The sequence below is a fragment of the Photobacterium aquimaris genome, assembly GCF_002954455.1.
Classification (GTDB): Bacteria; Pseudomonadota; Gammaproteobacteria; order Enterobacterales; family Vibrionaceae; genus Photobacterium; species Photobacterium aquimaris.
This window is the reverse complement of record NZ_MSCC01000001.1, coordinates 1,006,060-1,031,090: the sequence shown is the minus strand read 5'-3', so window position 1 is coordinate 1,031,090 and position 25,031 is coordinate 1,006,060. Positions and strand designations below refer to the sequence as shown.

The 25,031-nt window shown below is 36.4% G+C and carries 22 protein-coding genes; 20 read left to right on the top strand and 2 right to left on the bottom strand.

All coding sequences use genetic code 11. From position 1 onward, the window contains the following. Positions 1-40: 40 nt before the first annotated feature. From BTN98_RS04530 to BTN98_RS04515, 4 genes are all read left to right on the top strand, one after another. Positions 41-1,099: a 3-deoxy-7-phosphoheptulonate synthase gene (locus BTN98_RS04530; RefSeq protein WP_060996413.1), complete on the top strand. Its 1,059-nt coding sequence runs from the start codon at positions 41-43 to the stop codon at positions 1,097-1,099. A 138-nt stretch (positions 1,100-1,237) separates the two neighbouring features. Then, a complete protein-coding gene (locus BTN98_RS04525) occupies positions 1,238-1,720 on the top strand; it encodes a YajQ family cyclic di-GMP-binding protein (RefSeq protein ID WP_060996414.1) in 483 nt (160 codons plus the stop codon). A gap of 509 nt (positions 1,721-2,229) precedes the next feature. Next, positions 2,230-3,525 carry a serine/threonine transporter gene (locus BTN98_RS04520; RefSeq protein WP_060996415.1) on the top strand — a complete coding sequence of 432 codons (1,296 nt, stop codon included), beginning with the start codon at positions 2,230-2,232 and terminating at the stop codon, positions 3,523-3,525. A 70-nt stretch (positions 3,526-3,595) separates the two neighbouring features. After that, positions 3,596-3,964 carry a DUF481 domain-containing protein gene (locus tag BTN98_RS04515; RefSeq protein ID WP_082732075.1) on the top strand — a complete coding sequence of 123 codons (369 nt, stop codon included), beginning with the start codon at positions 3,596-3,598 and terminating at the stop codon, positions 3,962-3,964. Between the two features lie 76 nt (positions 3,965-4,040). Here BTN98_RS04515 and lpxL read toward each other — a convergent pair whose 3' ends face one another. After that, positions 4,041-4,973 (bottom strand): LpxL/LpxP family Kdo(2)-lipid IV(A) lauroyl/palmitoleoyl acyltransferase, encoded by a 933-nt coding sequence (gene lpxL / locus BTN98_RS04510; RefSeq protein WP_060996417.1) that lies wholly within the window; start codon positions 4,971-4,973, stop codon positions 4,041-4,043. 265 nt (positions 4,974-5,238) lie between these two features. Beyond that, positions 5,239-6,165: an LpxL/LpxP family Kdo(2)-lipid IV(A) lauroyl/palmitoleoyl acyltransferase gene (locus tag BTN98_RS04505; RefSeq protein WP_060996418.1), complete on the bottom strand. Its 927-nt coding sequence runs from the start codon at positions 6,163-6,165 to the stop codon at positions 5,239-5,241. Positions 6,166-6,651: 486 nt separating this feature from the next. On the opposite strand from BTN98_RS04505, the gene BTN98_RS04500 reads away from it, so the two are divergent. The 16 genes from BTN98_RS04500 to BTN98_RS04430 all read left to right on the top strand — a co-directional run bounded on the left by BTN98_RS04500 (position 6,652) and on the right by BTN98_RS04430 (position 24,992). Beyond that, positions 6,652-6,969 carry an STAS domain-containing protein gene (locus BTN98_RS04500; protein ID WP_060996419.1) on the top strand — a complete coding sequence of 106 codons (318 nt, stop codon included), beginning with the start codon at positions 6,652-6,654 and terminating at the stop codon, positions 6,967-6,969. A gap of 30 nt (positions 6,970-6,999) precedes the next feature. Then, positions 7,000-7,839 carry an OmpA family protein gene (locus BTN98_RS04495; protein ID WP_060996420.1) on the top strand — a complete coding sequence of 280 codons (840 nt, stop codon included), beginning with the start codon at positions 7,000-7,002 and terminating at the stop codon, positions 7,837-7,839. Between the two features lie 44 nt (positions 7,840-7,883). Beyond that, a complete protein-coding gene (locus BTN98_RS04490) occupies positions 7,884-9,962 on the top strand; it encodes an SLBB domain-containing protein (protein WP_231730609.1) in 2,079 nt (692 codons plus the stop codon). Then, positions 9,962-10,669 carry a CpsD/CapB family tyrosine-protein kinase gene (locus BTN98_RS04485; protein WP_060996422.1) on the top strand — a complete coding sequence of 236 codons (708 nt, stop codon included), beginning with the start codon at positions 9,962-9,964 and terminating at the stop codon, positions 10,667-10,669. Before BTN98_RS04490 ends, BTN98_RS04485 begins: the two co-directional genes overlap by 1 nt. A gap of 1 nt (position 10,670) precedes the next feature. Continuing rightward, on the top strand, positions 10,671-12,191 hold the full coding sequence (locus BTN98_RS04480) for a SpoIIE family protein phosphatase (protein ID WP_060996423.1): 1,521 nt from the start codon (positions 10,671-10,673) through the stop codon (positions 12,189-12,191). A 302-nt stretch (positions 12,192-12,493) separates the two neighbouring features. Then, positions 12,494-13,969, top strand: coding sequence for a sigma-54-dependent transcriptional regulator (locus BTN98_RS04475; protein WP_060996424.1), 1,476 nt, complete (start codon positions 12,494-12,496; stop codon positions 13,967-13,969). Further along, complete coding sequence (locus BTN98_RS04470) at positions 13,953-14,975, top strand: glycosyltransferase family 4 protein (RefSeq protein ID WP_060996425.1); 1,023 nt, start codon at positions 13,953-13,955, stop codon at positions 14,973-14,975. The genes BTN98_RS04475 and BTN98_RS04470 overlap by 17 nt, the downstream gene beginning before the upstream one ends. Before the next feature lie 151 nt (positions 14,976-15,126). Further along, a complete protein-coding gene (locus tag BTN98_RS04465; protein WP_060996426.1) occupies positions 15,127-16,269 on the top strand; it encodes a glycosyltransferase in 1,143 nt (380 codons plus the stop codon). A 9-nt stretch (positions 16,270-16,278) separates the two neighbouring features. Next, positions 16,279-16,773: a polysaccharide biosynthesis protein gene (locus BTN98_RS20575; RefSeq protein ID WP_240616108.1), complete on the top strand. Its 495-nt coding sequence runs from the start codon at positions 16,279-16,281 to the stop codon at positions 16,771-16,773. A 2-nt stretch (positions 16,774-16,775) separates the two neighbouring features. Further along, entirely contained in the window at positions 16,776-17,732 is a 957-nt protein-coding gene (locus BTN98_RS04460) for a lipopolysaccharide biosynthesis protein (RefSeq protein ID WP_240616107.1), read from the top strand. Then, entirely contained in the window at positions 17,722-19,107 is a 1,386-nt protein-coding gene (locus tag BTN98_RS04455; RefSeq protein WP_060996428.1) for an O-antigen ligase family protein, read from the top strand. The genes BTN98_RS04460 and BTN98_RS04455 overlap by 11 nt, the downstream gene beginning before the upstream one ends. Before the next feature lie 406 nt (positions 19,108-19,513). Next, the gene (locus BTN98_RS20570) at positions 19,514-19,975 is read left to right on the top strand and encodes an acyltransferase (protein ID WP_231730602.1); all 462 of its coding nucleotides are present in this window, start codon (positions 19,514-19,516) and stop codon (positions 19,973-19,975) included. Beyond that, complete coding sequence (locus tag BTN98_RS04445; protein ID WP_060996430.1) at positions 19,972-21,123, top strand: glycosyltransferase family protein; 1,152 nt, start codon at positions 19,972-19,974, stop codon at positions 21,121-21,123. Before BTN98_RS20570 ends, BTN98_RS04445 begins: the two co-directional genes overlap by 4 nt. Further along, a complete protein-coding gene (locus BTN98_RS04440; RefSeq protein ID WP_060996431.1) occupies positions 21,120-22,565 on the top strand; it encodes a GumC family protein in 1,446 nt (481 codons plus the stop codon). The genes BTN98_RS04445 and BTN98_RS04440 overlap by 4 nt, the downstream gene beginning before the upstream one ends. A gap of 157 nt (positions 22,566-22,722) precedes the next feature. Further along, positions 22,723-23,811 (top strand): glycosyltransferase, encoded by a 1,089-nt coding sequence (locus BTN98_RS04435; RefSeq protein WP_060996432.1) that lies wholly within the window; start codon positions 22,723-22,725, stop codon positions 23,809-23,811. Continuing rightward, positions 23,808-24,992: a glycosyltransferase family 2 protein gene (locus tag BTN98_RS04430; protein ID WP_060996433.1), complete on the top strand. Its 1,185-nt coding sequence runs from the start codon at positions 23,808-23,810 to the stop codon at positions 24,990-24,992. The genes BTN98_RS04435 and BTN98_RS04430 overlap by 4 nt, the downstream gene beginning before the upstream one ends. Positions 24,993-25,031: the final 39 nt, after the last annotated feature.

Here is a 25,031-nt window from a genome sequence, read left to right as displayed (position 1 = left end):
AACGGGGTTATTACAGAGATACCAAGGTAGGCAAACTATTATGCCAATGAAAACAGATGAACTTCGCACTATGAGTCTCGGCCTAATGCCGACACCTGCAGAAGTAGAAATAGCCTCACCAATGACAGATGCCATTGCTGCGCATGTTGATAACGCACGTAAGCAAGTTGAAGCTATCCTAGCGGGTAAAGATTCGCGTCTATTGGTGATCGTTGGGCCATGTTCAATTCATGACACCGATGCTGCTATTGATTATGCGAAGCGCCTTGTTGCTGTACAAGAAACATATAAAGACCAACTCTTCATCGTTATGCGCACCTATTTTGAAAAGCCGCGTACCGTTGTTGGTTGGAAAGGCCTTGTCTCAGATCCTCATCTAGATGGCAGCCTTGATCTTGCGGCTGGCTTACATAAAGCACGTAAGTTATTAATCGATATTAATGCGTTAGGGCTACCTACTGCAACTGAGTTTTTAGATATGATCACTGGGCAATATATTGCCGATCTTATTACGTGGGGAGCTATTGGCGCTCGTACCACTGAATCTCAGATCCACCGTGAAATGGCATCAGCATTGTCGTGCCCTGTTGGTTTTAAAAATGGTACTGATGGTAATATTAAAATTGCTATCGACGCTATTCGAGCCACTCGTGCATCACATTTATTCTGTTCGCCGAATAAAAATGGTCAAATGACGATTTATCGTACTTCTGGTAATCCATATGGCCACATTATTCTTCGTGGCGGAAAAATGCCCAATTACCATGCACAAGATATTGCGACAGCGTGTGCTGCTTTAACTGAATTTGAATTAGCTCCCAAGTTAATCGTTGATTTCAGTCACGGTAATTGTCAAAAGCAACATCAACGTCAATTAGATGTTGCTGCTGATATATGTGAGCAAATTCGCAATGGTAGCCAATCTATTGCTGGCATTATGGCTGAGAGCTTTATTGAAGAAGGTAATCAAGCGGTGATCAGCGGTAAAGAAAAAGAACTTGTTTACGGCAAATCGATTACTGATCCATGCATTAATTGGCGTGATACTTTAGTGATGCTCGATATGCTGGCAGGTGCTGTCAAAGACGCCAACGCGTAATCTTTAGCTACACATCTTAATGCAATAAAGGAGTAACAATAGATTGTTGCTCCTTTATTCGTATCTAATTAACGGTATAATGTACGTGTTAATTTATAACGGGATATATTTCCCACATTCAGGTTAGAGGCCAATAACATGCCATGTTTTGATATTATTTCCGAAGTCGATACCGTAGAAATCAAAAATGCGGTAGAGAATTCAATCCGAGAAATTAGCACTCGCTTTGATTTCCGTGGTGTTGAAGCCAGCGTAGAATTAAACAAAGAAATCGTAAAAATCACTTCAGAATCTGAATTTCAACTTGATCAGATTGTAGCAATTTTACGTGGTAACCTTGCACGACGTGGCGTTGATGCTAATGCACTTGAGCGTAAGGCTATTAACTTCTCAGGTAAAACTGCATCACAGAATATTGAATTTAAGCAAGGTGTTGAAACCACTAATGCTAAGAAACTGGTTAAAGCGATTAAAGACGCTAAATTAAAAGTTCAAGTTGCTATTCAAGGTGAAAAGTTACGTGTAACGGCTAAAAAGCGTGATGATCTTCAAGCAACAATGGCACTTGTTCGTGCACAAGATCTCGGTCAACCGTTCCAGTTTGATAACTTCCGTGACTAATTACGGTTAAGTTCATAAGGGAGGCGTATTTACGCTTCCTTTTTTTGATTTGAACATTCAAATATTTTTTTAATAAACTTAAAAATAATGATAATATTTAAACTGATATTATTAAATATATACTTTACTGTTATACTAAAATACGTCATACAAATACGAAATCACACACAAAACAAACAATAGCACCGCAAACAAACTCACCTTAAATAATACTAATACAACATTTCCAACACCCCACTTACAACCTCGAATACTTTTTAAGCAAACAAATTTTTTTTAATTGCAAAAATTGTTGCACGACATGCTTATACCCTATAATCCACCTACTTCAATAATGGTTAATTATTTTTCATTCTCTGTAGCTAACAACATAGGATAAAGAGCAACAACAACGATAACTAGCACGGATATGCTTATACGATCACGGAACATTCCCTTTTTTCGCTTGTTGTACAGCTCTATTTATTCAATTCAGATTGACTGAAAAGAAAATAAAGGAGATGTCCATAATGGGCACCGCACAACAACAAAAAACAACTGCAACAACCGCTGACAAAACTCAAAAGCTCGGCTGGCGTAAAAGTGATACTGTATGGATGCTCGGTTTATATGGTACAGCAGTTGGTGCTGGCACTTTATTTTTACCTATTAATGCGGGTGTCGGTGGCTTAATTCCGCTTATCGTAATGATGATCTTAGCATTGCCAATGACCTTTTTTGCTCACCGCGCCATGATGCGTTTTGTGCTATCAAGTGCTAACCCTGGTGCCGATATCACAGATGTAGTTGAAGAGCACTTTGGTAAAAATATGGGCAAGATTATCACTCTGCTATATTTCTTTGCTATCTACCCTATTTTACTTGTTTATAGTGTTGCTTTAACCAATACCGTTGAAAGTTTTATGAAATTTCAATTAGGTATTGAACCACCAGCACGCGCTATTTTAGCATTGATTCTTATCGTTGCTCTAATGGCTATTGTTCGTCTTGGTGAGCAATTAATTGTCAAAGCAATGAGTATCTTAGTGTTCCCTTTTGTTGCTGTATTATTGATGTTGGCGCTATACCTAGTGCCACATTGGAACGGAGCTATTTTCGCTAATATTATTCCACAAAGCGGAAATACTACGAGCATAATGATGGCGGTATGGTTGATCTTACCTGTAATGGTTTTTTCCTTTAACCATTCACCGGTGATTTCTTCATTTGCAGTAGCGAAAGAAAAAGAATATGGCGTTAATGCTGAGCGTCAAGGCTCACGTATTTTATTACGAGCCCATATTATGATGGTTATTACGGTAATGTTTTTTGTGTGTAGCTGTGTATTAAGCTTAACACCTGCCAACCTTATCGAAGCAAAAGCACAAAACGTATCGATTTTAACGTATCTTGCTAACCATTTTGACACGCCAGTTATCGCTTATGCTGCACCTATTGTCGCTATTATTGCGATAACAAAATCTTTCTTGGGCCACTATTTAGGCGCAAGTGAAGGCCTAAATGGTATCGTCCATAAAGTCGCACGTGATAATAACAAGACTATTTCAAATAAAGCGCTTAATCGTTTCACGGCTTTATTTATGCTAACCACAACTTGGGCTGTAGCAACACTAAACCCAAGTATTTTAGGTATGATTGAAAACTTAGGCGGGCCAATTATTGCTATGTTGCTATTTATTATGCCAATGTATGCAATAAAGAAAGTACCTGCTATGAAAAAATATTCAGGGACTATCAGTAACGTATTCGTCACTGTTATTGGCTTAATGTCTATCTCGGCTATTTTTTATTCTCTAATACAGTAAATAAAAATCATATATGGCCTAAAAAAGGCTACCTAGTAGCCTTTTTATTTATTTAAAACAAAATACTTCGATGTCGATGAATTCTGCTGCCTCGTTGAAGCACACAACAATCGATTGGAGCAACAAGCTTAAATTTACTTACTTACGTAATGAATATAACCATAATCAATTTGAAACCTATCGTCATGAATATATCATTGCTAATGCCTTCTTAAATGCAGAAAAGAAAATTACATCAACATTAATTGTAGGTGCAAATAGCGGTATTGACTACGGTGTTTCAAATACCAACTACTCTATTGATGGTTATATTAAAAACAAACTGATTGGCGATATTTCATTATTGCTCGACTCTCAATATATTTATAATACCGAAGTATCTTCTGATAAAAGTCATTCCGAAATTTATAGTACCGTCAGCTTAACCTATGACTTTTAGTCTTAATAAAGAAACCGAGCACTAGGCTCGGTTTCTTGTTTTAAAGCATAACGAATATACTCATAATTAACTTTAATTAATGATATAAGCTCGCTTCACCCTCTGGACGCGTTTTAAAACGTCGATGCAGCCACATATATTGACTCGGTGCCGCCATAATTGAATGTTCGACCGCTTTATTGATATAAGCCGCCGCAGCTTGAGGAGCTTTATGAGGGAACTCAATTAATGGTGGAAATATTTTCAATGTATATTGGCCACTATTATTATTACGAATCATGGCAAAAGGTAATGGCACAGCACCAGATGCATCAACTAATAAACTTGTCCCTGTCGTTGTACACGCATCTTTAACTGCAAATAAAGGTGCAAAAGTTGAATTTCGACCTTGGCCATAATCTTGATCTGGGGCGTACCATAAGATCTCTCCTTCTTTGAGACCTTTAAGCATGCCTTTTACATTTTTACGATCAAGCATATATTTGTTGGAGCGTATACGACCCTTAAACTGGAAATAATCAAAACAAGGGTTATTATTCGGCCTGTATACACCAACACCTGGTCTTTTCAAACCAAAAGCACGCGCACCTAATTCTAAATTCATCGAATGAACTGCAATAAGAAGAATACCTTTTCCTTGTTGCTGTAATTGGTCTACATGCTCTAGTCCTTCAACCTTAACGTGTCTTTCTACACGAATATCAGGCCAAAACCACGCCATTGCCGTTTCAAATAACGCTAATCCAGTGTTATCTATATTTTGTGCAATTAAGCGCTGTTGTTCTTTTATTGATAAATCAGGAAAACATAACGCTATATTTTGCTTAATTGTTTCATGTCGACTCGACATCACTTTCATTGCTAATCGACCGACACCTTGCCCTAAGCGAAATTGGATAAAGTACGGCAGCCAACTTAGTAAGTACATCACCCCCATTAATATTAATACAGACCAATATCGCGGGTGTAATAATGCTCTTCTAAATGTCGGTTCAGTAAATTTACGCATAACAAAGCACAAGATTCCTCAGTTAATATGATTAAAGAGCCTAAGCTACAGACTCTTCAAAAGCATTCATAAGACTAATACTATAGTCATAGTAGATGATGTAGTTTATTGAATGCAAGTTAATACCTTATAGCTATAGGTATTATACAGCGCCGATTAAGTTTAGTTATTATTAGGTTAATAAATCCAATTTAATTACTGATTTTCAGCCAAAAAAAGCTCATCGACAAAGATGAGCTTAACAATATCAGCAACCTTTATTTAATTAATAAAAGCTTGGTTGTCCTTCTGGACGCGTTTTAAAACGACGATGTAACCACATGTACTGGCTAGGTGCAGCCATTATTGACTTTTCAACAATTTTATTTATAAAAACAGCAGCAGCGTCAGGATCTTTATTTGGGAAGCCTTCAACAGGCTCACAAATTGTTAACGTATAATGGCCAGAATCATCATCTCGTACCATAGTAAATGGCACCACGGCGCAGTCAGTTGCATCAACCAATAAGCTGGTACCTGTTGTTGTGCACGCTTGTTCTACTGCAAATAATGGCGCAAATGTTGAGCGTCTTAGACCATAATCATGATCAGGGGCATACCACACTCGCTCACCCGTTTTCAGTGCGCGCAGCATACCTTTAACATCTTTACGATCTATTAAAGTACGGTTAGATCGTGAGCGTCCTTGATATTGAAAGTAATCAAAACACGGATTATTATTAGCACGATAAACACCCATCCCTGTTTTTTTAATACCAAACGCACGCGCACCAAGTTCAAGATTCATTGAGTGCACAGCAACCATTAACGCGCCTTTACCTTCACGTTCGAGTTGCTCCATATGCTCCATGCCTTTAATAGTAACATGACGACACACTCGCTCGTCAGACCAAAACCATGCCATACCGGTTTCAAATAAAGCTAATCCTGAGTTATCAATATTTTCCTTTACTAAACGGTCACGTTCACTTGTCGTCATTGACGGAAAACACAATTCAAGATTGCGATAAATAGTATGACGACGCTTTTTCATTAATTTAATCGCTAAACGGCCAATATGTTTTCCTAAAAAAAACTGCGCACGGTAAGGCAATAGACTAAGAGAATACATGAGTACCATTAACATTAGTGTCCCCCAATAGCGAGGATGCAGTAATGAATAGGAAAAAACAGGAATATGCTTAGAGCTCATACGATATTATAGCCTTGGGTTTTAATGATTTACTAAAAAAACATGATAATTGAATGCCGCTATAATAGTCCTTTCGCATCTGAGTAAAAAGCAAAACTATGTTTTTTATTGTCAAAATTATGACAATGCTGAATTTTGTAATTAAAAATATAAAATAATGTTACATAACAATGAGTTGAAAACTTACATTTGCTATTAATCATTATTATTATTCTGCTCAATTTAAATACTTTTTTGTTCCGTCCTAAAGATATTGTTCAGTAACAACATAACCTATGACCCATGACTTATTCAGCAATAGACACTTCAATAATAATGTCTAAATAGAAGCACTATCATACTGCATTGCAAATAGATAAATTCAACTTTTTAATTCATCTTTTCATATACGATAACTCAATACACTGATTTATATAAATAAAATTATTGGCACAATTACTGCAAAATTTATTAACAATTACAATGTTATTTTATTAGGTGTCAAATATGGAATTACGTCAATTAGAGATAGGTAATGATACGCTGGTATTATCAATCAATGGCGATATGGATGCTGCCGGATGTCAAAATATACAATCAACCATTGATGATGTCATTAGTAAACCACAATCACATATTGATGTAGACATGGAAAATGTCGCCTTTTTAGACTCATCAGGCATTGGAGCTTTAGTTTATCTCTATAAACGACTCACAGAAAAGCAACATAGCATGCAAATAAAAAATGCACATGGGCAACCGCTTTCATTGCTAAAATTACTAAGAATTGAGAATGCTATTCCTGTTAATGAACATAGTGACTAGCACTGCTCTTATCATGGAGGTGATCACGCTATGGAATTAAGAATCTTAAAGCATAATTTAAAGTCACTATTAGTTATTAACTTACTTTTATTATCAGGCTGTACTCCTTTTGCTGAACATGGACGTGGCGGCGGAGCTAATAATTATTTAAATACGCGTTCAACGACACTTGATCATCTTCCACCATTAGGCCCTGAAGATGGTTTACAGTTTGAGTGGGTACTCGTTGCTCGACATCTTGATATGCTCATCGCAGATCAGGCGCAATGGTGTTTTCCTGCAACCGTCCTTCAAGCCCAACGAAATGAATCTCGTATTGCCAGTGAGCTTGTTGGAGGATTAGAAGTAGATGCAACTAATAGTCTGATTATTCAACGTAATTTGTTACAACGGTTAGAACACCAAACAAAAGATGCCAAGCAACAACATAAATGCAAACCACCAAGAAACAGCACTATTGAACCTGAAGATATCATCTTTGCCAAAGAGATTTACAACTTACTCAATAGCGCTAATCAATTTACTTTTAACTCCGTAGAACTCAATCCTAACTATATTATTAACCTATCTGTAGCCTCTCAATTATTGGCAAAAAATGCTGATTATAAAATTTTAATTACGGGTCATAGCGATGTTTTTGCTGCTGATATGCCAGACAATAATCTTGCTCGTCATCGAGCTGAACAAATAAAGCGCTATCTCAGTATTTTTGGGCTCAACCCAAACCGTATTCATATTGAAGCGATTAATTCTCGCCCTTCTTTAGTATCAATACCGCAACCAAGCGAGCATTTAAGTAATCGGCGTGTAACTATCGAATTAATGCATATTGATCAAAATCTCACACTTAATCACTTATCAGAGAGGTAATTACAATGCATCTCTTTAAGCATATTTTATTCTGTCTGTATTTCATGGCCTTATTGAGTCAATACGCGCATGCAGAATCAACCAATAAAGTAGTGCGTGTTGGCGATGTTATTACCATTATTTTACCTGGAGAAGAATCACTCAATAAGACATTCCAAGTCAATAAACAAGGACGGATCATTTTACCGGAAGTCGGGCCGCTCACAATTGTAGGAAAAACCGAAAAACAGATGGTAGCAATGATTACAATGAGCTTAAAAAGCGTAATGCAAGATCTAAGTCACTTACGGGTTTTTATTAGCAAACGCCAACTTATTATTAATATTCAAGGTTATGTTAATCAGCCAGGGGAATATATAATATCCGATACCGACTCGGTACAGCTGGCACTTTATGCTGCTGGCGGATTACGGCCAGGGGCACAGCTCAATCGCTTACAACTACGCCGTGGCGATGAAGTAACAACATTTAATTATAAATCGTTTTTAGACTCTGGTGATCTATCAAAATTACCGACCCTGCAGTCCCTCGATACCCTGTTTATTCCAGCATCAGCAATGATAGGTAATATTGAACAAGAATTTGATACCGCTAAATTAGCACAAGCTGGTGATGCTGCTGATGATAAAAACGCTGTCAAAGTATTTGGTGAAGTTCACGAACCTGGTACGTTTTCCTATAATGAGGGTGCCTCTATCGTGCATGTTTTAATGCGTGCAGGTGGCGTAACTCGTTATGCGACTGTTGAGCAAATCAGAGTTATTTCTAATAATGAACCACGTACTTTTAACCTAAAAAAATACTTAGACTCAGGTAACGAAACTTTACTACCCAAGCTGTATCCCGGTTCAACCATCTTTATTCCGAAACAACAAGAAGAGATTAAATTTGGTGCCAATATTGTCTACGTAATGGGAGAAGTCGCAGAACCCGGCGCATATGAAGGTAAAAAAGGCGCAAGTTTCATGAGTATTCTGGCTAATGCTGGCGGTCCAACACGGTTTGCAGAATCTCGCCAAATTCGCGTTATCAAATCAGACGGTAAAGTGATTAATTTTGACCTATCGGGGTACACCGAAGGCACTAATTACCAATCACCTCCACCCGTTGAGTCTGGTGATGCGATTTTCGTTCCTGAAAAAACAGATATGAATGAGAAGTCATGGTTAAAAATAGCACCTCATCGTGCTGTACGTGTGCTTGGTGAAGTCGAAGATCCTGGACGCATAGAGTGGTCTGATGAAATGTCATTTCTTGACTTACTCGCCCATGTCGGTGGGCCAACTGTACGAGCAGATACCGCGAACATTGAAGTTGTCACACCAGATGCAAATGGCAGAAACCAGATTTATATCTTTGACCTTGATAGCTTTATGCTTGAAGGCAGAGCTGAATCAACACTCCCTGTCATTCGTGCAGGAGCCACCATAAGAGTGCGTGATCTGCCTCTTGATCCTACTGATAATAAATCCCAATGGGTACGCCAAACATCAGACAGCTCTATTTATGTTTTTGGACAAGTTAACTCAGGTGGTCGTTATCGCTTTACTAATAATCTCCATTTTTTAGATATCCTTGCTGCAGCTGATGGCCCTACAATCAATGCCGATTTGCACAATATTCGAATTACTCACCGTAATCAAAAATATTCAAAAGTATCAAAGTTAGATCTCGCTCTTTATTTTGAGACTGGCGACGAATCATTATTACCTATAGTAAAAACAGGTGATTCTATTTATATTCCAGAAAAAGATCGCACTTGGATCGATGAACCTACTGAGTCAACGATCCGTATGTTAGGCGCGGTCCATAAACCTGGACGCTATCGCTATAATGATTCAATGACAATACTTGATATATTAGCTAAAGCCGGTGGGACAACAGACTATGCTTACCCTGAGAAGATCAGTATTATTAATAACTCCCGTCATCAGGGTCAAGCACGCACCTTTGATTTGATTAAATTTAGTCGCACCGGTGATTATCGACTACTACCAGCACTTAGAGCTGGAGATACTGTTTATGTACCAAACAAAGATGAAAGTATTCTTGCTAATATTCGTCTTGGTTTCAAAGATATATTCCAAGTACTAGCAACACTTGCTCTCATTGGAGCGTTGTAATGAAGATCCCTTCATACCAAATGGAAATTGAGGATATTTTTCTGTTCTTAGAGCAAAAAAAATATCATTCAATTTGTATTACTTCTAGTAATCCGCGAGAGGGAGTGACTTCTATTGCACAAGCAATTACTGAACGGCATTTATTAGCGGGTTACCGTACCTTGCTTGTTGATCTGAACTTTCAAAATCCAAGTTTAATTCCATTAACTGAACTAATAAATAAATCAAATATAGACCAGCATTTAGACTCATATTTAACCTATGATGCCCATAATAAAGTCGGCCTATTAGGCACCTCACTGATGAACAATAAAGCTCATATTATTGAATTACGTCAACCTCATAACTTAAAACTTAAAATTGCTGCATGGTTATTGGAATTTGATAAGATCATTATAGATGCATCCCCGCTTTCTCAATCTACATTACATAATATTCCTGCACATACGGTTGCAAGTTGCTGTGATGGTACTATTCTTATCGTACTTTCTGGTCAAACACAGCAAAATGAAATCAAAGATGCAATAGAAAAACTAACAGCATACAATGCTCATCTGATTGGATTAGTATTTAATGATAAACTTCAACCACATATTAAAGATGAAATTTGTCGTGAGATTATTCGTTGCACTTTTCTACCAGAAACAATAACCACCAAACTCATCCACTTTATACAACACAATCGGTTCTTATCTATTTTGGTGTAAAATGAAAAATTCCATTCTTCTTTTTAAAAGTACTCAACCTTCGACATTAGAATCGGTTAGAATATTACGCCAATCATTATCAAAAGTCCTTGACCATCTTGATATTAAAGCAGATATAAAACAATATTGCCTGCTATGTTGCTCTGAATGGTGCACGAATATTATTCATCACTCAACCCCTTTAAGTAATGATATTACGGTTATTTTTAGAAAAGCTAAAAAGAAATGGTTATTAATTATCAAAGATTCAGGTGGAATATGGAATCCTCTTTCTCAACAGGCAACCTTCAATATTAATACAAATATATTAAAAGGTAGTGGCTATGGACTTCATATAATCAATACGCTTGCTGATGAAACCTATTATCAATCATTACCTTCACACAATATTTTTACCATTGCTTGGGAACGTGATACCCACTGTATAAAACCTCATATATTATTAGTTGAAGATCAAAAATCACAAAGAGAACTCTTTTATTCCTATATAAAAGACATATTTACAGTCAGTTTAGTGAATAATGGTAAGCAAGCATTAGCCTTTTTAAAAAATGAACCGGTTGACTTAATTATTTCCGATATTAAAATGCCAAAAATGAATGGCATAGAATTACGGCAAGAACTAGAGAAAACAAAAATATTTTCCATTCCTTTTATTTTTTTATCTCATTCGGAAGATGAAACCATACTTAATGATGCAGTCAATCTAGGTATTGATGACTATTTAACAAAACCGATTAAGAAAGAACAATTGCTTAATTCAATACACCGTGTATTAGCGCGTTTCAATCAGGTTTTCCATGCAATATCACAGCGGGTTAATCAAAAAATCACTAATACTTTACTACCTCAAATTAATTTAAATTCAAAACATTGGCAGCTTGCTTTTCAACAACGTAATACTGGCCGTGGAGGTGGTGATTTTGTACTATCAACCCGTAACAACGGTATCACACAATTACTCATTGCTGATGTGATGGGCCATGATGAAAGTGCAAAATTCTTTTCATATGCTTATGCTGGGTATATTCGTGGATTGATGCAAAATACAAATCTCACCCAACCGGCATTATTATTGACTAAATTATCTAATAATGCTTATAAAGATCAATTACTTTCACAAACAATGATAACTGGTTGCTGCCTTAGCTTTATTAATTCAAATACGATTACATTAAGCTGTGCTGGACACCCTTACCCAATGCATATTCATCATAAAAGGCTTTATCCAGTTAAAGTTGAAGGCACATTACCCGGACTATTACCCCACACTGAATATGAAACTTCATCTATTACTTTAAAAAAAAATGAACGACTTATTTTATTAACAGATGGTTTATTTGAATCTGGTAATACTATTACCGAACGTGAAACTTTAGAACGAGCAATAAAAAAACATTTGGTTATAACAGCTAATTTGCCACTAAATGTTGCACTCGATAAGATAATGCAAGTTTTTGACTCTTTAGCAGGCACTCCACCTAATGATGATGCTTTATTATTAATAATTGAAAAAAAATAATCGCCAACATTGATATTTAAAAGAATATTTTATTATATACCTTTCATTTAGAATCAAATTCGACTATAAAATCAGTATATTATCGTATTATTAACCAAGCATTTAAAAAGCAACTATAATAAAGATTAAGGTAAGTATTAGCATATTATAATGTGTTAAATTATCATTTAATTATCCCTGTTAGTGCTTTTTACTTTCGATAATATTTTATTACTAATCGTATAATTTTTGATAAAAATAACACTAAAATTAACAATAAATAAAAATTATTCGTTAAATTTCCCTATAAACAGGATGTTATTATGCTACAAAAAGTACTTTTAGTAGAAGACTCAACATCATTAGCTATTCTCTATAAGCAATATGTAAAAGATGAGCCCTACGAATTCTTTCATGTTACTACTGGTGAAGATGCTAAAAATTTTATCGTCAAAAATCCACCTCAACTGATCATTTTAGACCTCAAACTTCCAGATATATCAGGTGCAGAGATCTTACAATGGATTCGAGAGCAAAAGATTCCAACGGCAGTGATCATTGCAACAGCCCATGGCACGATTGATATCGCTGTCACGCTTATTCAAAGTGGTGCTAATGATTTCTTAGAAAAACCCATTCAAGCAGACCGGCTTAAAACCTCAATTAAAAACCATTTAGCGCACAACAAACTTGAAGGGCTAGTCGAAGATATTCAAAATGACTTTAATCGTAATAAATATCAAGGATTTATTGGTTCTAGTTTACCAATGCAGGCTGTCTATAAAATAATTGATGCCGTTGCACCGACTAACGCCAGTGTTTTTATTTCAGGAGAAAGTGGTACCGGTAAAGAAGTCTGCGCAGAAGCTATTCACTATAAAAGTCAGCGTTATAATAAGCCATTTGTAGCGATTAACTGTGGCGCGATCCCTCATGATTTAATGGAAAGTGAAATTTTTGGCCACTTAAAAGGGGCTTTCACTGGCGCAACAACAGATCGAAAAGGCGCTGCCATGCTGGCAAACGGCGGCACACTTTTTTTAGACGAATTGTGTGAAATGGAATTAGATATGCAAAAAAAATTACTCCGTTTTCTGCAAACTGGACGCTTTACGCCGCTTGGTGGCAGTAAAGAAATATCAACAGATATTCGCATAATTTGTGCAACGAATCGTGATCCGCTAATTGAACTTAACGAAAAACGGTTTCGTGAAGATCTCTATTATCGTGTCAATGTGGTTCCGATTCAAATGCCACCACTACGTGATAGAGGGACTGATATTCTTGATATCGCCCGTTACTTTTTAAAGAAATTTGCAAAACAAGATCATAAAAAATTCACTGCGATCAAACGTAATGTCGAATTAAAACTCAGCCATTATTCATGGCCTGGTAATATACGCCAATTACAAAATATTATTCGTAATATTGTTGTGCTTCACAATGATACCCATATTTTAATGGAACATCTTCCTGAACCAATTAATAGCTTTAAAACGAGTATTAAAAATACTGAAAAACAACATATAAAAGCAAGCAATATTACACCTATCAAACCAATGACAAATACAGGACCAACATTACCGACGATGACAACATCAGACAATAGCACCAATACTAAGAAAAAAATCAATACTCACCTAATTCGGCCAATGGCAGATATTGAGCGTGAAGTCATTGAGAATGCAATTGATTATTGCGAAGGGAATGTACTAAATGCGGCAGTTCTACTTGAGTTAAGCCCATCGACGTTATACAGAAAAAAACAAGTTTGGGATACCTATGAAGAGTCAGACTAAGTCTCTACGTATTTGGCTAGTGATTGATAGCAAAGATGTCGGAGGGATTGAATCGCATATTCTACAATTAGCTCAAGGTCTTAAGTTGATGCAACATGATATTACTATCCTTTTTCTATGTCGTTATCACAAACAGCACCCTTTGCTCCCCTTATGTGACAACAACTATATAAATTATCAGTTTTTATCTGGTTCAATAGGCTCATTACTGCAACATACTTTAAAAAATCCTCCTAATGTCATTCATTCTCATGGCTATAAAGCCGCTATTTATTGTCGGTTAATACGGTTAACCCTGTTGCTTTCTTCTCTTAAAATACGATTTATTAATACTTTCCATGCAGGCGAAATCCCCACAGGGAAAGTAAAATTATATGATGCAATTGATCGCTGGAGTGCTTGTCTAAATCATGTCAATTTAGCGGTAAGTGATGCTATAAAACACCGTATCCCGTTTAAAACAGAGCTCATCAATAACTTTATTGATACCGATGCACTTACCCTTTCTCATGGCCAACAAATAGCTTTTGTTGGCCGTTTAAGTAACGAAAAAGCCCCAGATCGATTTGTCGAACTTGCGCGGCGCTTACCGCAATTTAGTTTTCATATTTATGGTGATGGCCCTTTAGATACCATTTTGCGTCAACAAGCACCAACAAACTTACTATTTCATGGCCAACAACAATCAATGGATCCTATATGGCAACAAATTGGTTTATTAGTCATTTGTTCTCGCTATGAAGGCTTACCTATGGTTGCTCTTGAGGCTATGGGACGTGGTATTCCACTTATTTCTACCCCTGTTGGTAATATCCACCAGCTCATTCAATCTGATATTAATGGTTGGATTATTGAACCACCTCAACTAGCCGCAGCCATTACTCACTGGTCTCAACTAAGCAAATCACATCGAAAACAAATACAACAGATGGCTCAGCGTATGATTAAACAGCATTACTCCGCTCATGTTGTAATACCGCGCTTGCTCTCACTTTATAATCACTAATTTTATTCTCAATTTTAGAATAAGGTCGAAAGTCACTCACAATAATAAAAAAAACCATAATTTCAACACACTATAAGATGTAACATTGGCATCTCTTTTGCTTGATTTATATTCATATTAGTGAATTTATATCAATATACAAGAGGATCTCATGACTCACGATCACCACATCTTTGTTTTTGACCCTATTTGCTATGCTGGCGGTTCTAAATTTGCTACTCGTGAAGTGTTAAAGCTTATTAACTCACGTAAAAATCGCTTAACCATCTTAACCTCAGATCCTCGCTCGTGGCCAATAGCGCAAGCCAATATAATATCGCTATCTTATCCATCATGGTTGTCTATTAGCGATGTCGGCAATGGCTATTGGTTAAGACAGATCTATTTTTGTTGGTGGATTCTATATAGCCGCTATCTCTATGGTTCAATACAGATTGCTGTTGGTGCATCTTGCCCTGGTAACGATATGCCGATTTACTTGTTAAAGTGGTTACTAAGATACAAAGTTGCCCAATTTATTCATGGTAATATTAGTATTTCACGTTCATGCGGTTTGTGCTTATATCAAGCTGACAATGTGTTTTATTTGCACAGTGCTTACGCTTCAATTAACGCAGTAATACAACATCGGTGGCGAAAGCTGAAACCCAATATTCGTGACCAAAAATGTCAGCAGTTACTATCATCAAGTCATTTTTTACCGTTTATAAATGGCATCGCAAAAGAACAATCGCCCTCGTTATGTCAGTACCATACACCAACGTTATTTTGGGCTGCTTCATTATTGAAGTGGAAAGGACTTGATTTGTTACTAGAGGTCATAAAAGAAACGCCTATAAATCACCGTTTGCCTACAAATATCTGTTACCTTGTACCTCAAAACACCACCCTACCGATTACAGTTGCTCCACAAACGATTGAATCGATCAATTGGTACCAGCAACCTGAGTCAATCGATAGTATTCGTGCACAAAGTAATATATTCATTTCAACAAGTGACAAAGAACCTTTTGGGCTATCTATTTTAGAAGCATTATTTGCTGGTATGTGTGTCATTATTCCCAAAGATGGTGCTTTTTGGGATACCCAATTAACACACCAAAAAAACTGTTTAAAATATATTCCTCATGATCGTCAATCGCTACAACAGCAAATAAATTATATCAACCATTCCCCTCACCAACTTGCGGTATTAGGTTCTGAAGCCGCGTTGTTGTCACAAAATTACCAAGCAGAAAAATGTTATTCCGATATTATCTCTATCCTTTGTCAACACGCATCAAGAACGCCATAAGTCACCAATATGCATATATGGCCTTTATCGACGCCACTCAAAAATATTGTCCTTTATGGTACTAGTATTGTACTTATGAAAGGGGTGTCACTTATTATACTGCCCTATATTGCGACTCATTTACCACAATCTGAATTAGGCCGTTTAGAGACCCTTACTACCATTGCTGTTATTATCAGTATTATTTTTGGCTTATCTTTACATGAAGCATTATACCGTTTTTCTGGCACTGCAAAAAAAATTCAGCAACATCAAATTACCGCAGATATTTTTATTATTAGCATCATAATTGCTGCAATTGCTTTACCTATTATTTGGATAATATGTCCTCTTTTAAGTCAACTTAACCAATTACAAACCTCATCATTAGAACTTAAACTATTATTGCTACCTCTTGCCTTTGAAGCCATCGTCATGGTTGTTTTATCAGCATTAAGAATGCAGGAAAAGGCACGACTTTTTTTTATATCACTACCGGCAGAGCCCTACTCCATGCACTGCTAACTATGATCGTTCTGCATTATGGTTTTGGTGTACAAGCTGTTCTCTTAGCCGGATTTATTAGCGCAATATTGCAAACTTTAGTGATCATCTGTTTACAATATAAAGCAAATAAAAAAGCGGGGATTAATTATCATGTCAGTCTTTGTGTAACCAAAAAATATTTGTCTTATTGTTTACCATTGATGTTCAGTGGTTTGATTATATTTGGTCTCAATGGCTTAGAGCGGTGGTTATTAGTATATTATGTTTCATTCAATGATATTGCACTGTACACCGTTGCTTTTAAATTTGCTCTAATCTTAGTGCTCTTAATGCAGCCATTTGGCATGTGGTGGATGCCAAAACGGTTTGAATATTTATCCAATAATGGCATAAAGGTAACCACTCAAATCACTCACATCAGTATTGTCTTACTCTGTAGTCTAACAATCTGCGTATGCTTTTTTTCACCTTTTTTTATTGATATGTTCATGCCCGAAAACTACCATTCAGCAAAAGATCTAGTTGTTATTTTAGTGATCATCTTTGCGATTAGAGAGCTTAATGAGCTGATTAATATGGGGGCATTAATAAAACAAGAGACAAAAAATTTGTTGGTAATTAATACTATTGCAACTGTTATTGGGGTGCTACTCATTCTGATATTAACGCCAATATATAAAATTAATGGTGTGCTTGGAGCGTTAATGATTGCACAAAGTATTAGAACATTAACTACCTATTGGTTATCTCAACGCTGTTTTTACTTTCCTTTTGCGATCAAAGAAATTATAGTTTTATTTACAATAACTATTATCTCTACAGTAATAAGTCAACTACAACAAACACTACTATTGCATATATCAAGTGCTGTTTTATCGCTTTTCATTTTATTAAGTTATGCCTTTGGGATTCAGTTAATTAGCTTTCCTATTATAGGTAAATCAAAAAAAATTACAGGAGATAATGATGTTATCTAATCATACTCCACCTAAGGCACTATCATCATATTGGCTTATAACATTATTAGTCTCTTTCATTATTGGTATTATATGGTATTTCCTACCTCATCCGATATTGATTATTGCTATTGGTATCATTCCGATTGGCGCGTACTATAGTTTAAATAATCCATTTTTTATTGTATTACTGTTTATTCTATTTTCATTTTTTCGACTACATGAAGTATTTCCTTTTTTATATGACTTCAAAATCCCTAAATATTTATCAATAATTTCGTTGGCTGCATTTATGTGGCAAATATTGATTCAACGTAATATTCAACTTTTTTGGTGCCGCGAGTTCACATTAATTACCTTATTTTTAATGATCATTATGATCGGTATTGTATTTGCAATAGACCGTCCCCTCGCCTTTGAAAGTTTCAAAAATACCTACTGGAAAATCATTATCATGACATTTGCCATTGCGATTTTAATTCAACGACCACGACAATTGACGCTTACCTTACAATCAATAATTTTCTCTGGAATGGTTGTCGCTATTACTGCTATTTATAATAGAATTGAAGGTATTGGGCTTGTTGAAGGCACACGTACAACAATCGGTCGCGATCTTGGTTCCATGCTTGGTGATCCAAATGATTTAGCATTAGTACTTATGTTCCCGATCTCTTTTTCCATTGCACTACTACTGACACCACAATTATCTTGGCTGTATCGTTTATTAGGCCTTATCTCAACTATTCTTTTATTCATTGCAGTAATTATGACCCAAAGTCGTGGCGGACTGTTAGGGATCATCGCAGTCTTTGGTATTTACGGCATGCAACGGGTTAAATCAAAACTGTTATTACTTAGTTGTAGTGCCGTTATTGGTATTATGCTATTTGCTTTAGCTGGAATAGCTGATAGAACCTCAGGTGGTAGTGCAGAAACAGGAATTGATGCATCATCAATGGGACGCTTATACGCATGGCAAGCTGCTTTTTATATGGCACTTGAGCATCCTTTATCAGGAGTTGGCCTGAGTAATTTTTATCCTAACTACTTCTTTTTTAGTACTCACTGGGATGGAATTAACCACGCGGTTCATAGTACTTGGTTTTCTGTATTAGCAGAAACAGGCTTTATCGGCTTAACTGTTTTTATTAGCCTAATTGTTGTGCTCATTAAAAATATTAAACTTACCTTGGCAAATCTAACCATTCATAAAAATACGGTCGATCCTATTATTTATGCCAGTGCCCAAGGTGTTTATGCCGGTCTAATTGGCACTATCGTATCAGGCACTTTTCTTACCCAAGGTTTTACCTGGCCAATTTATATTTTAGCGGCATTAGTCATTGCAATTAGCAGTATTGCAAAACATGCATTATGCAAAATAAATAGCTGATTATTATTCTCAATTTGAGAAATATGTAATCCTTTAAAATAACAAGTTGATTATATTATCAAAAAATTTGGCACAGTCTATGTAAGTATAAAGACTGAATATAAATAAAGGCATAGAGATGGTGTATTTATTTTCTTGTGCTCAATGTAAAAAATGGCTTAAAAATAGTCAGCATCCATTCGCTATGGTTTTGACCCACTTGATCTCAATAATTCGTTATTTTGAGTTACCTTTACCTAAATGGTGTCAATCAAGACTCTATTCTCTACATCAAATTTTAACCACATTATGGTGTTATTTCAGTCATTGCTTTTATTATCTTCCAGTATTTAAAGGTCGTTTGCATCGTTATGGTAAACGAACACTATTAGATAATGGCTTGCCTTTTTTTAGTGGACCGCTCGTTATGAGCATTGGTAATGATTGCCGAATTTCAGGTAAAACCACATTTTCAGGTCGTACTGACTCTATAAATCCAACGCTCACTATTGGCAATAATGTTGATATTGGCTGGCAAACAACGATTACAGTTGGCGATAAAATCATTATTGGTAATAACGTCCGCATTGCAAGTCAAGGTTTCCTATGTGGTTATCCTGGGCACCCTATTGATCCTCATTTGCGAGCACAAGGATTAGCGGATCTACCACAACAAATTGGCTCGATTATTCTAGAAGATGATGTTTGGGTATGTACGCGAGTCAGTATTCTGGGCAATGTCACCATTGGGAGCAGATCCATTATTGCTACAGGTAGCGTGGTAACACAAAGTTTTCCGCCCGATACCTTAATTGCAGGTAATCCCGCTAAGGCAATAAAAACACTCACCTTTCACTCTTCGTCAGCACACAATGAGGACACATCATGAAACATGATCTCATTGTTTTTGCAGAAGACTGGGGCCAATTACCATCAAGCACTCAACACTTGATCAAGCGTCTCACGCCCAATCGAAAAATCATCTGGATAAATTCTATTGGCTTACGTAAACCACAATTTAACTTGCATGATATAAAACGCATTTATAATAAACTTACCCAACCTAAAACACTGTCGACATTTTCTACGTCAACGGCACCGTTTCAAACCATTACTCTAAAAACTATTCCGGCACCTAAAACTAAATTTGCTCGCTGGATAGCTAAAAAACTCATTTGTTATCAATTAGCACCTATTTTAAAACAAGCCCAGCTATATCAACCTATTTTATGGACATCATTACCGACAGTGGCAGATTTGTGTGGAACGCTCGGTGAATATGGCGTTATATATTATTGTGGTGATGATTTTAATGCATTAACCGGGGTTGACCATGTCACTGTGAGTCAGCATGAAACAAAGTTAGTCGCTAAAGCTAACCTTGTGCTCGCCGCTAGTATGGCGCTATATAACAAGTTCCCTCAGCACAAAACCCGTTATTTACCTCACGGTGTTGATTTTCAGCTATTTAACCATTTCGCTTCTCGTGCACATGATTTACCCAATAATAACCGTCCGACAGCTGGCTTTTATGGCAGTTTATCCCATTGGCTCGACTATGATTTACTGAATAATATTATTGCTAATAACCCCGATTGGAATTTTGTTTTCATCGGAAAAAAAGCATTCAATAAGCCACCTTTTTTAAATCACAGTAATCTTTATTTACTCGGAGAAAAACCCCATACAATGCTGCCGCAATATAGTCAGCATTGGCAAGTAAGCCTGTTACCTTTTATTGATAACGCCCAAATAAGATCTTGTAATCCTTTAAAATTATTAGAGTATTTAGCAACAGGCACACCAATAATCAGTACCCCATTCACTGCCGTTATTCCTTATAAATCAGTTGTTAATATTGCTCAAAACGCAGCTGAATTTAGTATGAACCTACAATCAATAAAAACTACTTGGCATAATACTAAAACAGTTAACACTATTGAAAAAAACAAACGTTTACAACAAATTGCATTAAGTAAGCAACAAACATGGGATGCAAAAGCACAGCAACTTGAACAATGGCTAGATCTACTATGATTTCATTAAGCCAGCGTTTTTTTATTATATTAACCTCGGCATGGCGACGACGCTATATGATAGTGATCCCTATTATTATCATGCCTTTTATTGGACTGTTCATTGCTAAATTATCACCAAAACTTTATGAGTCGCATACCAGTATGCTGATTCAAGAAACAGCAAAAATGAACCCTTTTTTAGAAGATCTTGCTGTTTCAACAATGTTAAAAGAACGTCTGAGTGCATTACAAACCTTACTTCACAGTCGCCATATTTTGGGCCTTGTCGCTAAAGAAAGAGGTATTATTCATGCCTCTATGTCACCACAGGCTATTGATAATGCGATTGCTAAATTATCTAAAAGTCTTACTGTTAGAATGGCAGGTAAAGATCTTATCCGTATAGATTATCGTTCAGACAATCCTGAGAATATGAAAACAACATTAGAAACTGTCAGTTACTATTTCATCGAGCAATTATTAGCACCAGAACGATCTTCAATGACTGATTCCAGTAAATTCCTTGCTGAGAATATTGAATTTAGACGTCAAGAACTTGATATCGCAGAAAATGAATTAGTGGATTTCAAAAATAAAGAAAATACTACCCATCCAGAAATGCAAATATCCAGTCTAGATCGTTTAGCAAAACTTAAGCAGCGATTATATGAACGCCAAGCAGAACTTGCTGGTGCAAAAAAGCGTTTAGGCTCGATAGACCTACAATTATCAAAAACCAACCCTGTCATCGGTAAGTTAGAAGAACAAATCATTACTATTCGAGCAGAACTGACATTATTACAGGCTAAATACACCTCGAAACATAGCCAGATTCAAGGCCGATTACGTAATTTAAAGCGCTTACAAAAAGAGCGTGCACGACTACTATCACAAAAACCTGCAGGTTTAAGTACAGAACAACTGTGGGATATTGCCAGTAGTAATAGTGTTAACGATATATCGAAATCACCACCTATTTTATTATCTCAACTTGAAGAATTACAAGAAGCCACAGCAAAGGTTGATTCCTTAGAGGAAGAAACACGAGTATTAAAAATTATCATTTCTGAAATAGAAATTAAAGTCGCCAGTTTTAGTCAAAACGAGAAACAACTCGCACAATTACAACGAGACTTAGCCTCAAAACGAGAATTATATAATGATCTTATCAACCGTTTCGAAATGGCAAAATTAACACGATCATTAGGTGTATTTGAGCAAGAAAAACGTATTAAGGTTATCGACCGCCCTTACACACCTACAAGCCCATCAAACTTACCGTCTTACTTTTTTGCCATTGCTGGCCTTCTTGGAGGAATTGGTTTAGGGGCTGGATTAGCTTTTTTAGCTGAAATGTGTGACACCAGTATTCGTCGTAAAGATCAAATAGCAATGTTGAGTACTGTTCCTATATTAAGCCGTATACCAAAACAACCACCCACCACAAACAACAGCCAATAATTTCTCTGCCTTGTATTCAATTTGCTATTAATAGATTCCTATTATATTCATTCTCATTCTGATAATTCTATTCTAAATAAAATAACACATTGAATAAATTACATTTTTTAATGGCACAATCCCTGCATCGTTATCAATGAATCATAAGGAGTGTGTAATGAAAACCATTATTCATGTTGTACAACATTTATCTCCAGGTGGATTAGAAACAATGGTATTAAATATGCTGTCGTTTAGTGATCCTCACTATCGCGTTTTTATTTGCAGCATGGAAGGTACTTCCCAACATATTGTCGCGAGTTGGCGTCAATTACTCCCATTTAAACATCAAATTATTGGCTTGAACAAACCACAAGGCATATCATTATCAACCATTAAAAATCTACATGCAGTTTTTAAAGACAATCAGGCAGATATTGTTCACTCACACCACATTGGTCCTTTACTCTATGCTAGCTGCGCACTTCAACGTCATCAGCATCTAATAAAGCATATTCATACCGAACATGATGCTTGGCACTTAAATAGCTATAAGCACCGCTTTATACATTATATTGCGTTGCTGTTATCCAACCCAACAGTCGTCGCTGATGCCGATTTTGTTCGTCAAAAAATACGTAATATATTTAAAAACTACCCCATTTATACAATAAAAAATGGTATCAATCCGTCTCGGTTCACCGTCGGTAATAAGCTCCATGCTCGTGATAAACTATCGCTAGCACTGCCTACAGGTAGTATTGTTATTGGCAATGCTGCCCGCCTAGAAACCGTTAAAGGTCAACGCCATTTAATCGAAGCTTTACAATTATTACCCGCAAATTTTCATTTATTACTTGCAGGCTCAGGCTCAACGCGCTCTGAGTTACAACAATTAGTATACAAGTATAGACTTGAGCATCGTGTCCACTTTCTCGGCCATGTTGATGATATGCCAACGTTTTATCAAGCGCTTGATCTGTTTTGCTTACCCTCTAATAACGAAGGTTTTCCGCTTTCAACTCTTGAAGCTCAAGCCTGTGGTATTCCTTGTGTTGCTAATAATGTTGGCGGGGTCAGTGAAACACTAAGTACTGATAGCCTATTAGTTAATGATAATACTGCTATCACGCTATCTGACGCGATTAAATCGATTCCATATCATGGCATTCGTCATAATGCCCGCGACTTCATTCTAAAACATAACCATGCTCAAACAATGACCAAAGCTTATGAACAACTTTACTTCTCAGGAGAAAATATATGACCACCTTTCTCTATATAATGACATCGGTTAGCATCATTGCTGTCATTTATCACCATGCGTTGTATCCGATACTATTAAGTTGGTTTGCTAAACGTCATCCACAAAAACCGCTAGCGCTAACCCCAAGGAAATTTTCAAAAAGCAGTCAAGATTGCACATTACCCACTATAACTATCATTATTCCAGCCTATAACGAAGCACTGTGGATTGCTGAAAAAATACGGAATATTTCTTACCTTGATTACCCAACCGACAAGCTAAAAGTCATTATTATTTGTGACGGTTGTAGCGATAATACTGTTGAAATTGCCAACAATACCATTCAAGAAGCCTTATGTTCTGATACCCATATTGAAATTTTTCCGCAACTAAAAAATCAAGGCAAAGTTGCTGTCCTTAATCAATTTATACCACAATACGATAGCGATATTATTGCACTTAGCGATGTCTCTGCATTAATTTCCTATGATGCATTATTAATCGCAGCTAAACACTTTGAAAACAGTGAGATAGGAGTCGTAAACGCAACTTATCGATTATTGACACCAAGCTCTGTAGGTGAAAGACAATATTGGGATTATCAAACCAAAATTAAACAACAAGAAGCCACTCTTGGCGATAGTTTAGGTGCACATGGTGCATTTTATCTCTTTAGAAGCGCACTGTTTGTACCTTTGGATGAAGATACGATTAACGATGATTTCATTTTACCGATGAGTATTGTCGAGCAAGGCCACCATGCTATTTATGATCCAACCATTTGCGCAATAGAGCTTGATTATGTCGATCGCCGAGATGATTTCTCTCGCCGTTTACGTATTTCTGCTGGTAATTTTCAACAACTTGTACGCTTATTTGGTTTATTTAATCCTAAATATAAAGGTACTGCTTTTACCTTTCTATCGGGTAAAGGACTTCGCATTACCATGCCTTATTTTATGTTGATGGCATACATTGGATCATGGCTTTTAATTAGCTCACCGTTATTTTTCGTCGCCTTCATTTGCCAGACATTAGGCTATATTGTGAGTCTACTTGGCATCATGCTTCCCAATATATTTTCACATAAGATTTTCCACGTATTAGCCTATCTTGTTGCAGGGCATACAGCGAATTTTATTGGCGGAATAAACTATATTTTCCGTAAATTAATAGGACCATTAAATCGTGTGCATAAATAACATCAAAATGACAATTTTCGGTTCCTCTTGCAAAATAAA